Origin of the sequence: Erythrobacter sp. QSSC1-22B, from assembly GCF_001678665.1 — a bacterium.
Taxonomy (GTDB): domain Bacteria; phylum Pseudomonadota; class Alphaproteobacteria; order Sphingomonadales; family Sphingomonadaceae; genus Qipengyuania.
The window spans coordinates 15,325-28,183 of record NZ_LZRP01000012.1; the positions used below are offsets into that span (position 1 = coordinate 15,325).

General features: G+C 65.4%; 11 protein-coding genes. 5 read left to right on the forward strand and 6 right to left on the reverse strand.

From position 1 onward, the window contains the following. The first annotated feature begins 88 nt into the window (after nt 1-88). On the forward strand, nt 89-1,648 hold the full coding sequence (locus A9995_RS14690) for a lipopolysaccharide biosynthesis protein (protein WP_168157417.1): 1,560 nt from the start codon (nt 89-91) through the stop codon (nt 1,646-1,648). Here the strand turns inward: A9995_RS14690 and A9995_RS14695 are convergent. Beyond that, nucleotides 1,587-2,423 (reverse strand): glycosyltransferase family A protein, encoded by an 837-nt coding sequence (locus tag A9995_RS14695; RefSeq protein ID WP_067614443.1) that lies wholly within the window; start codon nt 2,421-2,423, stop codon nt 1,587-1,589. The genes A9995_RS14690 and A9995_RS14695 overlap by 62 nt on opposite strands. A 132-nt stretch (nt 2,424-2,555) precedes the next feature. Here A9995_RS14695 and A9995_RS14700 point away from each other — a divergent pair, with 132 nt between their 5' ends. Both A9995_RS14700 and A9995_RS14705 read left to right on the forward strand, forming a co-directional pair. Then, nucleotides 2,556-3,545: a retroviral-like aspartic protease family protein gene (locus A9995_RS14700; protein WP_067614365.1), complete on the forward strand. Its 990-nt coding sequence runs from the start codon at nt 2,556-2,558 to the stop codon at nt 3,543-3,545. A 77-nt stretch (nt 3,546-3,622) separates the two neighbouring features. Continuing rightward, a complete protein-coding gene (locus A9995_RS14705) occupies nt 3,623-5,464 on the forward strand; it encodes an ABC transporter ATP-binding protein/permease (RefSeq protein WP_067614367.1) in 1,842 nt (613 codons plus the stop codon). Here A9995_RS14705 and A9995_RS14710 read toward each other — a convergent pair whose 3' ends face one another. The 4 genes from A9995_RS14710 to A9995_RS14725 form a co-directional block, all read right to left on the reverse strand. Further along, nucleotides 5,465-8,296, reverse strand: a complete 2,832-nt coding sequence (locus A9995_RS14710) for a pitrilysin family protein (RefSeq protein ID WP_067614369.1) — start codon at nt 8,294-8,296, stop codon at nt 5,465-5,467. A gap of 129 nt (nt 8,297-8,425) precedes the next feature. Then, a complete protein-coding gene (gene hslU, locus A9995_RS14715) occupies nt 8,426-9,727 on the reverse strand; it encodes an ATP-dependent protease ATPase subunit HslU (RefSeq protein WP_067614371.1) in 1,302 nt (433 codons plus the stop codon). Between the two features lie 61 nt (nt 9,728-9,788). After that, on the reverse strand, nt 9,789-10,364 hold the full coding sequence (gene hslV, locus A9995_RS14720; RefSeq protein ID WP_067614373.1) for an ATP-dependent protease subunit HslV: 576 nt from the start codon (nt 10,362-10,364) through the stop codon (nt 9,789-9,791). 57 nt (nt 10,365-10,421) lie between these two features. After that, nucleotides 10,422-10,898, reverse strand: a complete 477-nt coding sequence (locus A9995_RS14725) for an outer membrane protein assembly factor BamE (protein ID WP_067614375.1) — start codon at nt 10,896-10,898, stop codon at nt 10,422-10,424. Between the two features lie 240 nt (nt 10,899-11,138). Here A9995_RS14725 and A9995_RS14730 point away from each other — a divergent pair, with 240 nt between their 5' ends. Both A9995_RS14730 and A9995_RS14735 read left to right on the forward strand, forming a co-directional pair. Continuing rightward, a complete protein-coding gene (locus A9995_RS14730; protein ID WP_067614447.1) occupies nt 11,139-11,663 on the forward strand; it encodes a ubiquinol-cytochrome C chaperone family protein in 525 nt (174 codons plus the stop codon). Next, a complete protein-coding gene (locus A9995_RS14735) occupies nt 11,660-12,181 on the forward strand; it encodes a DUF177 domain-containing protein (RefSeq protein ID WP_067614377.1) in 522 nt (173 codons plus the stop codon). Before A9995_RS14730 ends, A9995_RS14735 begins: the two co-directional genes overlap by 4 nt. 37 nt (nt 12,182-12,218) lie before the next feature. On the opposite strand, the gene ssb is transcribed toward A9995_RS14735, so the two are convergent. Next, nucleotides 12,219-12,791, reverse strand: a complete 573-nt coding sequence (gene ssb / locus A9995_RS14740; protein WP_067614379.1) for a single-stranded DNA-binding protein — start codon at nt 12,789-12,791, stop codon at nt 12,219-12,221. Nucleotides 12,792-12,859: the final 68 nt, after the last annotated feature.

Genomic DNA, 12,859 nt, shown 5'->3' on the forward strand with positions numbered 1-12,859 from the left:
TGGCCGATTCACCTCTGGCAGGACCCGAATCCGAATCTGCGGCTTGCCGTCTCGCTTTCATAACCTTTCGATTCTAGATCGCATGGTTATGAACGGCACCGACCAGCGCCCCGGCGGCGCGCATCATGAAGCAGGACAAGCGCCCGATCCGGCGGGACCAGCCCCCGAAGGCTTCGCTACCCGCGTGCGCAGCGCGCTTGCCTGGCGCTATGGCAGCCAGGTCGTCGCGCAGATCATCACCTGGGGCTCGACACTCCTTGTAGTGCGTCTGCTCGATCCGAGCGATTACGGGCTCTTCGCCATGAGCCAGGTCGTGCTCGCCGCGCTGGCCTTCCTCAACGGCTGGGGATTTGCCAATTCGCTGATCCAGCAGGAATCGATCGGCAAACGCGATATCGGTCAGGCCTTTGCGTTGCTGCTTGCACTGAACTTTGGGCTCGCCATCCTGCAGATCCTGATCGCGCCCTATGCCGCGCTCTATTATGGCGAGCCCCTGATTGAGACCATGCTCTACATCCAGGCCCTGCTGTTCCTGACGACACCCTTCATTGCGTTGCCCAGCGCGCTGCTTTCGCGCGAGCTTTCGTTCCGCACCCAGGCGTTCGCCAATATCATCGCCTCGGTGTTTGGCGCGCTCACCGCGCTGGGGATGGCCTGGTACGGATTTGGAGTGTGGGCGCTGGTGTGGGCCCCGATCATCGCCTTTGCGGTCCGCGCTGTTGGTGTCACGGTTGCCGCCTGGCCGCTGACCATGCCGGTGTTCAACTTCAAGGGCGCTGGCGCGATGGTCAGCTATGGCGGCGCAATGACGCTGTGCCAGATGCTGTGGATCGTCCAGAGCCAGAGTGACATCTTCATCGCCGGTCGCCTGTTCGATCCCTACGAACTTGGCCTCTATGCCGAGGCGCTGTTCCTAACCCTGATCGTCACCGGCCGGTTCCTGCCGCCGCTCAACGAGGTCGCGTTCCCCGCCTATTCGGAGCTGCACAAGGCCGGGCGCAGCCTGGGCCCCTATTTCCTGCGTTCCGTGCGGACCGTCGCGATTCTGACCGGCCCAATCTATATCGGGCTCGCGCTCACCGCACCCGAAGCGATCGCGACGCTGTTCGGTTCGAAATGGATGCCGATGGCACCGATCGTCGCCGGACTGGCGCTGATTATGCCGCTGCGCTCGCTCGAGATCATCTGCGCACCCGCGACCAATGCTACCGGTCGCCCACGGATCGACGTCTATACCAGCCTGGTGGGTGCGGTGGTGTTCACCACCGGTTTTCTGATCGGAGTCGATTACGGAGCGCTCGGTCTGGTCCAGGCGTGGTGGGTGGCAGCGCCGCTGCTGCTCGTTTTCACCCTAACGCTGACGCTTCCGATCGCCGGTGTTGGTGCATGGGAGTGGTTCGGGTCGATCTGGCCAGCGATCGTCGGCTGCGCGGCGATGGCGGTGGCGGTGCTGGCCCTCAAGACCGTGCTCCCCGATTGGCCCGCGCCCTTCCGGTTGGCAGCGATGGCCGCGACCGGGGCACTGACCTATTCCGCGGTGATCTGGTTTGGCTGGCGCAAGGTGGTCGAAGAGAGCTGGGCCATGATCAGGCAGCGGCCCGCATCCGCGCCAATGCCCGGCGATCGAATTCAAACCACAGCGGGTTGAGCCGCGGGCCCATCCCGGGCAGCCATTCGGGATAGAGGTCGGCCATTCGCCGAGGGAGCGCGGCAGGCCCATCGCTCTGCATCAGCGCGCTGATAATCCGGTTCTGGAAATGACGGACCGAGTAATTGACCATCCGGCGCGCCTGCAGGATTAGTCCAGGGATCGTAAGCGCGGTCGGCTCGCACACGAAGCCCCCTGTAATGCACGGCACAACGGCATCCTCGCGGCGGTCCGCGTCGCGGCCCAGATCGTTGTTGGCCAGCGCCGCGATCAGGCTGTCGTCGCCGATCAGATCCTCGGGCAACCGAACCCCGCTGGCTCGCAACCGGGCGACGAAATCGCCGCTCAGTGCATAGCAATCGCCGAACAGACCATGATCCTCGACCAGCATGCGGCGGTAATACCTGGCCCGCCGCCCGTTGCGCGGCATGCCCGCAGCGGCATTGGCGCTGGGGTTTTCGCGCAAGCAGCCCACCAGCGCCCGGACGGTTCCGGGCAGCAATTGCGCATCGCCGTCGACAAAGAGGTAGTACTGCGCCTCGGGAGCCTCGTCGAGCATGAAGCGGTTCCAGCTCCGCGCCTTGCCGCCCTGGTCATATTCGACCAGCCGAACGCCGCGATCGGCGTAGCTGCGGACGATCTGCGCGGTGCCATCGCTGCTGCCGTTGACCACAACCGCCACTGCGATCCCGGCCTCGCCCAGCGGCAGACTGTCGAGACACAGCGAGATCAGCCGTTCTTCGTTATGCGCCAGCACGACGATCTGGAGGGTCATAGAGACGATGCTCTCATCATAGTGGCGCGCATCTACCAGTGCATTGCGACCCGGCATAGTGTGATCGACAAGCCGATTTGGCCGTTTTTTCGCCATCCGCGCGTGGTCTATCCAATGCATAGGAGAGGCGTAATGGCGCGAAAGAATTTCATCCCCCGGGCGGCGGGCATTGCATTCGCTGTTTCGCTGTCGCTAGCGACGCCCGCACAGGTGCGGGCACAGGCAGAGGCAAAGGCGCACCAGGCCCCTCTCGAATTGGCCCTCCCCGACGATACGACCCCGGCCGAAGACTTCGCCATCGCGCTCGATCGTTATCTGCGGATGACCGTTCCGGTCACGATCGCCGGCGCAGGGCCGTTCCGCTTCCTGATCGACACCGGAGCGCAGGCCACGGTAATCACGAAGCGCGTGACCGACCGGCTGCAACTCGTCCCCACGGGGCAGGCAATGCTGGTCGCAATGGGCAGCAGCCGCATGGTCGAGACGATCGAGCTCGACGGGCTGGAATTCGCCAACCGGCGGCTCGACGGGCTGACCGCGCCGTTGCTCGACGCCCGCCATGTGGGTGCCGATGGCATCCTCGGCCTCGACAGCTTGCAGAACCTGCGGGTTCTGATGGATTTTCGCGAGAACCGCATCTCGGTGAGCGATGCCCACGATGCCAGCTGCTCGGGCTATGAGATCGTCGTCAGGGCGCGACGCAAGCTTGGGCAAATGATTATTACCGACGCGCGGATCGACGGAGTGCGCACCGCGGTCATCATCGATACCGGCGCCGCCAATTCGCACGGCAACGCCGCGCTGCGCCGTCGGCTGGGGGCGCGCCAGGAAGACGAATTGCTCACCACCGACGTCCACGGCTTCGAATTGCGCAGCGATCTGGCCGTCGCGGATGTCTTGCGCATCGGTGGGCTGAGGATGGAGCGGGTACCAATCGGCTATGCCGAAAGCCCGGTCTTCGCCCAGCTCGGCCTCGACGACAGGCCCGCACTGATCCTCGGCATGCAGAGCCTGCGCGCGTTCGACCGGGTGGCGATCGATTTTGCCGAGCGTCGCATCCTGTTCGATCTGCCCGATGGTTCGCGAGCGAGTGGGTTCGCGAGAGGGAACCTGTCTCCTTAGCGTATCGCGACCCGGCGATGCGATGACCGGGCAGGCCCGCTTGTGCAAAGCGCGCCGCGGCCCCAAATGGGCGGGCGATGCCTCCCGATACGATAAATTCCAGCACCCCGCGCGACGCCGAGAGCTGGGCGACGCTGCGGCGGTTCCTTCCCTATCTCTGGCCGCGCGAGAATCCGCAGCTGCGGGTGCGGATCGCGATCGCGCTGCTGCTGGTGCTGCTCGCCAAGGGCGTGATGCTGGCATTGCCCTTCGCCTACAAGGGCGCAGTCGATGCCATGTCGACGCCGGGCAACGAGGCGATGATGGTCGCGCTGGCGCTGGTGCTGGCCTACGGTCTGGGACGTTTCTCCGCCACAGTGTTCGACAACCTGCGCAACATCGTGTTCGAACGCGTCGGGCAGGAAGCCACCCGCAACCTCGCGGTCGACGTCTTCCAGCGGCTCCATCGGCTGTCGTTGCGGTTTCACCTGTCGCGCCGCACGGGCGAGGTCACCAAGATCATCGAGCGCGGGACCAAGAGCATCGATTCCATGCTCTACTTCCTGCTGTTCAACATCGCCCCGACCTTCATCGAGCTGATCGCGGTGGGGGTGATCTTCTACCTCAATTTCGGGCTCGGACTGGTTGCCGCCACGGCCGTGGCGGTGGTGGCCTATATCTTCGTCACCCAACGGATCACCGAATGGCGTACCGATCTGCGCCGCGAGATGAACGATCTCGACGGCACCGCGCTGTCGCGCGCCGTCGACTCGCTGCTGAACTACGAGACGGTCAAATATTTCGGCGCCGAGTACCGGGAAGAGCAGCGCTATGCCCGGGCGGCGCATGATTATTCCGAAGCCGCGATCAAGTCCGACACCTCGCTTGGCCTGCTCAACATCACCCAGGCGTTTATCACCAATGCGCTGATGGCCGGCGCGATGGCCTATAGCGTCTGGGGCTGGAGCCGCGGCGATCTGACCGTGGGCGATCTGGTGTTCGTGAACACCTACCTGCTCCAGCTCTTCCGGCCGCTCGACCTGCTCGGCGTGGTCTATCGCACGATCCGCCAGGGGCTGGTGGACATGGCGCAGATGTTCCACCTGATTGATACCGGAGTCGAGGTCGAGGATGTGCCCGGCGCCCCGGCGCTGGTGGTCAACCGTCCCTCGGTGACCTTCGACAATGTCGTGTTCGGCTATGATGCGGATCGCACGATCCTCCACGGGCTGAGCTTCGAGGTGCCCGCCGGGACCACGCTGGCCATTGTCGGCCCCTCCGGCGCGGGCAAAAGCACCATCGCGCGGCTGTTGTTCCGCTTCTACGATCCGCAAAGCGGGCGCATCCTGATCGACGGGCAGGATATTGCCAAGGTCCGTCAGGACAGCCTGCGAGCGCAGATCGGCATCGTCCCGCAGGACACCGTGCTGTTCAACGACACCGTGGGCTACAACATCGCCTATGGTCAGGAAGGCGCCACCGCGGAGCAGATCGAACAGGCCGCGCGCGATGCCGCGATCCTGCCCTTTGTCGAGCGCCTGCCCGCGGGGTTCGACACCGAGGTGGGCGAGCGCGGACTCAAGCTGTCGGGGGGCGAGAAGCAGCGGGTCGCCATCGCCCGCACCCTGCTCAAGAACCCGCCGATCGTGGTGCTCGACGAGGCGACCAGCGCGCTCGATTCACGCACAGAGCAGGAGATCCTGGAAACGCTGCAGCGCGTGTCGCAAGGCCGCACCACGCTCGCCATCGCGCATCGCCTCTCGACCATCGCCGGCGCCGACCGGATCATCGTCCTCGATCAGGGACGCGTGTCGGAGACCGGCTCGCACGGCGAATTGCTGCGCCACGACGGTCTCTATGCCGAGATGTGGCAGCGCCAGGCGGCCGAACGTCGTCCCGAAGCCCCGACCGCCCCCGCTACCGCGACGCCCGCCGACTGATTACTGCGCTGCGCCGATCAGGTCTGGTCGCGACAGGTCGAGATCGGCCGCTTGGATCACTTCGACATTGGGGCGGATCGCTCGCAGATCGTCGATGAACTCGTCGGCCTTGCCGACCACTATGATCGTCGCCTTGTCCGCACCGACATAATCCTCCGCCGCCTTGGCCGCCGCCTCGGGCGAGACATTGCCAAGCCGTTCCGCATAGCGCGCGGCTTCGGCGGGTTCGAGCCCGTCGAGCAACAGATTGGCGACGATGGCGTTAAAGCCTGCGGAGCTCTCCAGGCTGCGGGCGTAGCCGCCGCCAAGGAACAGCCGTCGCCGGTCGAGCAGATCCGCAGCAATCGCCTCGCTGCCCAGCCGGTCGAACTCGTCGAGGAAGACCTGGACCACCTCGTCGGCGGTCGCGTTCTGCGTTTGCGAGGATGCGATCAGGATATCCCTGCCCAACCCGCTGCCCGCGCCATAGCTGATCGAACGCTTGGTCCGCACTTCCTCGAACAACCGCCCGCTCGAGCCGCCGCCGAGGATCGAATTGGCCAGTTCGATGGCGTAATAGTCGTCATCGGTGCGCGAAGGCGCCCGCATCCCGGCATAGACCGCCGCCTGGCCGGCATCGGGCATGTTCACCACCACCGTACGCACCGGCTCCCCCGCCCCGGTCGGATTGGCGATCTCCTCGGGCGGCGTAGTGGCGACCTGCCAGTCGCCCAGCAACGTCTCGGTCAGCGCGACTGCCTGATCTGCCGCGATCCCGCCGCTGACGATCACCTGCGTGCGCGCCGGGTGCCAATAACGATTGCGATGCTCCAGCAGATCCTCGCGCGTGATCGCGGCGAGGCTGGCCTGCGTCCCGCCGGGGACGCTGCCGTAGGGCGCATCGCCGTAGAGCACCGGACGCGAAACCATCCGCGCCAGTTCGCCCGGATCCTTGAGGCTGACCTGCAGGCCATCGATACCGCGCTTGCGCTCGCGCTCAAAGGCATCGGCCGGGTAGGAAGCGTTGCGGATCACCTCGGAGAGGACCCGTCCTGCGGCCTCCATATTGGCGACCGGCGCGGTCAGGCTGAAGAACGACCCCGCCGAACCCGCGCTGGAGGAGAAACTTGCGCCGAGGCTCTCGAGCCTCCGGGCAATTTCCTGCGCGTTCATCGTCGCGGTACCCTGCTCGGCAAGACTCGCGGCCATGTTGGCAAGCCCGGCCTTGGCGCGCGGATCGCTCTGCGAGCCACCGGGAACCACCACGGTCATCGTCGCGATCGGGACATCCCCGGTCTGTGCGGCGACGACCTCGATCCCGTTGGCGAGCGTGCGCTCGACAATCCGCGGTGCCTCTACCGAAGGGGTCGAGCCCGCTGCAGGCGGTGCCTCGCGCGCGCCATCGGGCAGCACCGCCAGCGGCTCGCCGGTGGCAGGGGGCAGAGTGATAAATTCAGGCATCGGAACCGGATTGGCATAGGCCGCCGGGTTTTCCTCGCCCGCCACATACCGCATGTCGACACGCGCCTGCGGGTCGAGCCACTGCGCCGCGACGCGCATGACGTCTGCCGCAGTCACCTGCGCGATCGCTGCCAGCCGCTTGTCGGCGGCGCGCGGATCGCCGGTCGAGACCAGCGCCTCGCCCAATTCAAAGGCACGCCCCCGCGCGGTCTCGCGACGGCTGAGCGAATCGGAGAACAATTCGCTCTTGGCCTCGGCAAGCTCGGCATCGCTCACCGGCTGGGTGCGGATTCGCTCGAACTCGGCCTTGAGGATCCCATCGACTTCGTCGACATCGGCTTGCGGATTGGTGATCGCGAAGCCAGCGACAGAGCCGCCTTCCTCGCTTTCGGAATAGAACATCGACTGGTCCACCGCCTTGCCGCTGCGGACCAGCGAATCATACAGACGGCTGTTCTGGCCGCGTGCCATGATCGCAGCGAGCACGTCGAGTGCGGCCGAATCCGGATGGCCTGAGCCCGGCGCCTTCCACAGCGTGCCAGCGACCGGCAACGGCACGTTGGGGGCGGTGGCAACGAAGCTTCGCGGGCTGGTTCGCTGCGGTTCGCGCGTGGCGATGGCGAGGTCGATTGGGTCGGCACGGCGGGGAATGTCGCCGAAATACTCGTCAACCAGCGCGCGCAGGCCCGCCATTTCGAAATTGCCCGCGACAATCAGCGTTGCGGTATCGGGTCCGTAATAGGCCTGGTGGAAGGCACGGGCATCGTCGAGCGTCGCGGAATCGAGTTCCTCGATCGACCCGATCCCCGGTCGCCGCTGGGGAAGGACATCATAGCTGTTTTCGGGAAGGACGAAGCGCGCGAAGCGGCCGTAGGGAGGAGCGAGCACGCGCTGGCGCAGTTCCTCCTTCACGACGTCGCGCTCTTTGTCGAACACGTCCTGGTCGATCACCGGCTTGAACATGCGCTCGCGGTGGGTCCACAGCATCGTCTCCAGATATTGCGCCGGGACGGTCTCGTAATAATTGGTCCGGTCGCTGCCGGTCGAAGCATTGCGCGTTCCGCCGACATCCGCGGTGAGCCCGTAGATCATGTTGTAGGGCATGTTCTCGGTCTTGCGGCTGAGGATGTGTTCGAACAGGTGCGCGAACCCGCTGCGGCCTTCGGGATCGTGCTTGGAGCCGACTTCATACCACAGCGAGGTGGTGACCTGCGCGGTGCCGCCATCCTCGATCGCGATCACCCGCAGACCGTTGTCGAGCGTCCATTCGGTGAATTCGATTTCCGGAGCGGAGAGCGCGGCGGCACCATCGCCGGGCGACTGCGCGAACGCGGGCATGGCGGCAGCCAGAGCAAGCGTAGCTGCACCGGCGGCGAGAAAATTGCGAAACATATGGCGGGTCCCCCTCCAGAACGTCTGATGGGACCGCACCCTAACGCGCCCCGGCCCGAGCGCAATGGTCGTGGACGGCCGTTCTGCCAAACGCAATAACCGCTCGGCGAACGGCGGCACGGCGCCAATCTACAGGATATACTTGCTCAGATCCTTGTCGCCCGCGAGTTCGTCGAGACGTTCGCGGACATAGGCGGCGTCCACCGTGATCGTCTCACCCTCGTGCTCCTCGGCCTCGAAGCTGATATCCTCGAGCAGCCGCTCCATCACCGTCTGCAGTCGCCGTGCGCCGATGTTCTCGATGCTCTCGTTGACCTGCGCGGCGATCTTGGCGACTTCGGCCACCGCCTCGTCGTGAATGTCGAGGACCACACCCTCGGTTCCGATCAATGCCTTGTACTGTTCGACCAGATTGGCGCGGGTTTCCGACAGGATACGAACAAAGTCGGCCTCGGTCAGCGCGCGCAGCTCGACCCGGATCGGCAGGCGACCCTGGAGTTCGGGGAGCATGTCCGACGGTTTGGCGACGTGGAAGGCGCCCGAGGCAATGAACAGCACGTGGTCGGTCTTCATCGGCCCGTATTTGGTCGCGACAGTGGTGCCCTCGATCAGCGGCAGCAGATCGCGCTGGACGCCCTCGCGGCTGACCGAACCGCCGCGGACGTCCGAAACCGCGATCTTGTCGATCTCGTCGAGGAAAACGATCCCGTTGGTCTCGGCATTTTCCAGCGCGACGCGGGCGACATCGTCCTGGTCCATGCGCTTCTCGGCCTCTTCCTCGACCAGCTTGTCCCAGGCGTCGGGGACCTTGAGCTTGCGCCGCTTGGCGGCGGATTTGCCCATCGCCTTGCCGAGCATGTCGGACAGGTCGATCATCCCGACGCCGCCCGGCATGCCGGGGATGTCCATCGACTTGCTGGGTGCATCGCGCACCTCGATCTCGACCTCGGTGTCGTTCATCGCGTTCTGGACGATCCGCTCGCGGAACGCCTCGCGGGTCGCTTCGGAAGCATTGTCGCCAACCAGCGCGACGAGCAGCCGGTCCATCGCCGCCTCGCTGGCGGCTTCGCGCACTGCCTCGCGGCGGCGCTCCTTCTCGAGCCGGATCGCTTCCTCGACCAGGTCGCGGGCGATCTGTTCGACATCGCGGCCGACATAGCCGACCTCGGTGAACTTGGTCGCCTCGACCTTGACGAAGGGCGCCTCCGCCAGCTTGGCCAGCCGGCGGCTGATCTCGGTCTTGCCGCAGCCTGTGGGGCCGATCATCAGGATGTTCTTGGGCGTCACCTCGTCGCGCAATTCGGGGCCGAGCTGCTGGCGGCGCCAGCGGTTGCGCAGCGCGACGGCGACCGCGCGCTTGGCTTCCTTCTGGCCGATGATGTGCTCGTCGAGCGCGGCGACGATCGCCTTGGGGGTAAGAGCCTGGATCATAGATTCGACAGTTTTCCGTTTGGATTCGCGCCATGGGGAAGGCGCGGAATAGGACGAGTGCTCAGACGGTCTCGAGCGTCACGTTGCCGTTGGTGAAGACACAGACATCCGCGGCCACCGCCATCGCCTTGCGCGCGATCTTTTCGGGATCGTCCTCGTAATCGGACAGCGCCTTGGCGGCAGCGAGCGCGAAATTGCCCCCCGAGCCGATCGCCGCGATCCCGCCTTCGGGTTCGAGCACATCGCCATTGCCGGTCAGGACCAGGAGGTTGTCCTTGTCCGCCACGATCATCAGCGCTTCGAGATTGCGAAGGTATTTGTCCATCCGCCAGTCCTTGGTCATCTCGACCGCGGCACGGAGCAATTGGCCGTTGTACTTATCGAGCTTCTTCTCGAGCCGCTCGAACAGCGTGAAGGCATCGGCGGTCGCCCCGGCGAACCCAGCGACCACGGTCTCGATCCCGGCATCGTCCTTGGCGCCGATGCGGCGGACCTTCTTGGCATTGGGCTTCATCACGGTGTTGCCCATCGAGACCTGTCCGTCCCCGGCGATGACCGTGATACCGCCGCGCTTAACGCCGATGATGGTGGTGGAATGCCACGGGGTCAGCCCGTGACGAGAATCTGTGTCAGCCATGCGGTCGATATGGGGAGCGCGCCAGCGCGGTCAAGCGCGATACCGAAGGTCAGGGCGTCAGCCGCCCGGCCCGGCGCCGCCACCGGCACCCGGCGCACCGACCGTGCCGATATTGCCGAACAGATCTTCGAGGAAGCTGCGCTCGCGGCCCAGTGTCGGGGTCTGATCGCTTTCGGGCGAAAGATAGACGACCTGCTCGATCCCGCTGCGATCCGAGGCGACGACATTGCCCGCCGTGTCGAATTTCACCGCCAGCACCGAGTGCTGCTGGATCGTCGGGCGCACGAAAGGACGGCGTCCGGTGGTGCTGGAAACATAATACCAGGTCGGCTCGCCATACTGGCTGGTGAAGGTCGGACGACCGAGCGTCTGCTCGACCGAACGCTGATTGTCGATGCCGGGCTGGATCACCTCCAGCAGCGAGCCGTCGACGATATAACCGCGCGGTTCGCGAATCGAGGTGCAGGCCGAAAGGGCGAACACCGTGCCCGCGACCAGAAATGCCTTGCAGGCGAGGCGACCGTTTGCGCGCATGAGACTCACTCGAACTCCAATTGCCGTAGCGTGGCTTGGCCGGAGCCGCCGCGCTTCCTATATATCGTGCGCACGCCTTAAGCCGCCATCCGCCCGCTTGCAATGCGCGAGCCTCGGATGGGAGGCGAAGGGCTTACAGGGCCGCGATTGAGAGTCGCGGCTTGAATTGCCGCTGAACATGGCGGCTGAACATGGCCGCTGAACATGGCGGTGACGAAACCTCTGCCGATCCGGAGCCCAATGACCTTTCTTTCCCGCCTCTTCCGCACCCGTCCCGATCCGCGCGAAGCCCTGCGCCCGCTGTGGCATCGCACCGTCGAAATCGCGCGCGAACCCGAATGGTATGCCCAATGCGGCGTGGACGACACGCTGGAAGGGCGCTTCGACATGATCACCGCAGCGCTCGCTCTGGTGCTGCTGCGGATGGAGAACGATCGCATGCTGGCGGCCCAGACCGGGCTGCTTACCGAACTCTTCGTCGAGGATATGGATGGACAATTGCGCCAGTCCGGCGTGGGCGATCTGATGGTCGGCAAGAAAATCGGCAGACTGATGGAAACGCTGGGGGGCCGGATCGGCGCCTATCGCGCCGCGCTGGGCCTGGAGCCCGGTGCGCGGACCGATGCGCTCGCCTCGGCGGCACGGCGCAATGTCACACTGCAGGACGACGCTCTGGCGGGACTCCTCGCGGATCGCCTGCTGGCGCTGCAGTCCAGGCTGGCCGCCACCGATGCCGATCGCCTGCTCGAAGGCACCATGCCATGAGCATCGCCGGCGAGTTCGAACGGATCGTCAAGCTCGATCGCCTGCCGCGCGAGCCGCTGAAGGTCACCGCCGACGAGACCGAACGCGCCGCGCTGGCGCGCCGTTTCGGAATTGAGGCGGTGCACTCGATCGAGGCGGAAATGCGTTTTGCGCCGGAGGGCAGGATCGTGGTCGCGAAGGGGCGGCTGACTGCGGCGATCGAGCAGCTTTGTGCGATCTCGGGCGAACCTTTTCGCAACCGGGTCGAGGAACCGCTTGCGATGCGCTTCGTCCCCGCCAGCGAGCAGCCCGAATTCGATCCCGAGGAGGAGATCGAACTCGACGCCGCGGAACCCGATGACATCTATTACGAAGGCCAGTCCTTCGATCTGGGCGAGGCGATCGCACAGAGCTTCGGCCTTGCCATCGACCCCTATGCCGAGGGTCCCGCTGCGGGGGCCACGCGCGAGAAGGCGGGATTGCTGGACGCGGCGCCGAGCGGGCCCTTTGCCGCGCTGGCTGCGCTCAAGCAGGACTGAGCGCGGCCAGCGCGGAGTGAATCCCAGGTGAGGTGAATCAAAAGGGAATGTCGTCGTCGAGATCGTCGTAGTTCGAGCCGCCGCCCGAGCTGCCCGAGCTTCCACCACCAGAGCTTCCGTCGGACCCGCCGCCCGAGCCGCTGCCCCAATTGTCGCCGCCGCCCGAGGACTGGCCGCCGCTTTGGCCGCCGCCCTGGCCATAGCCGCCCGAGCGCTGTCCGCCGCCGCCGCCAGAACCGCCACCGCTACCAGCGCCACCGGGGCCATCGAGCATGGTCAGCGTACCGTCGAAACCGCGCAGCACGATCTCGGTCGAATAGCGATCCTGACCGTTCTGGTCCTGCCATTTGCGCGTCTGCAGCTTGCCTTCGACGAAGACCTTGCTGCCCTTCTTGAGGAATCTCTCGACTACATTGACCAGCCCTTCGGAGAAGATCGCCACCGTGTGCCACTCGGTCCGCTCCTGGCGCTCGCCGGTGTTCTTGTCCTTCCACTGCTCGCTGGTCGCGATGCGCAGGTTCGCGACCTTGCCGCCGTTCTGGAAGCTGCGGATCTCGGGATCCTGCCCGAGGTTTCCGATGATCATGACTTTGTTGAGGCTACCGGCCATCGAATCGCGTCCTTTGTCTGTTCCCGTCAGGGCCTAACGAAAGCGGCCACCGCTCGCCAGTGCGGATG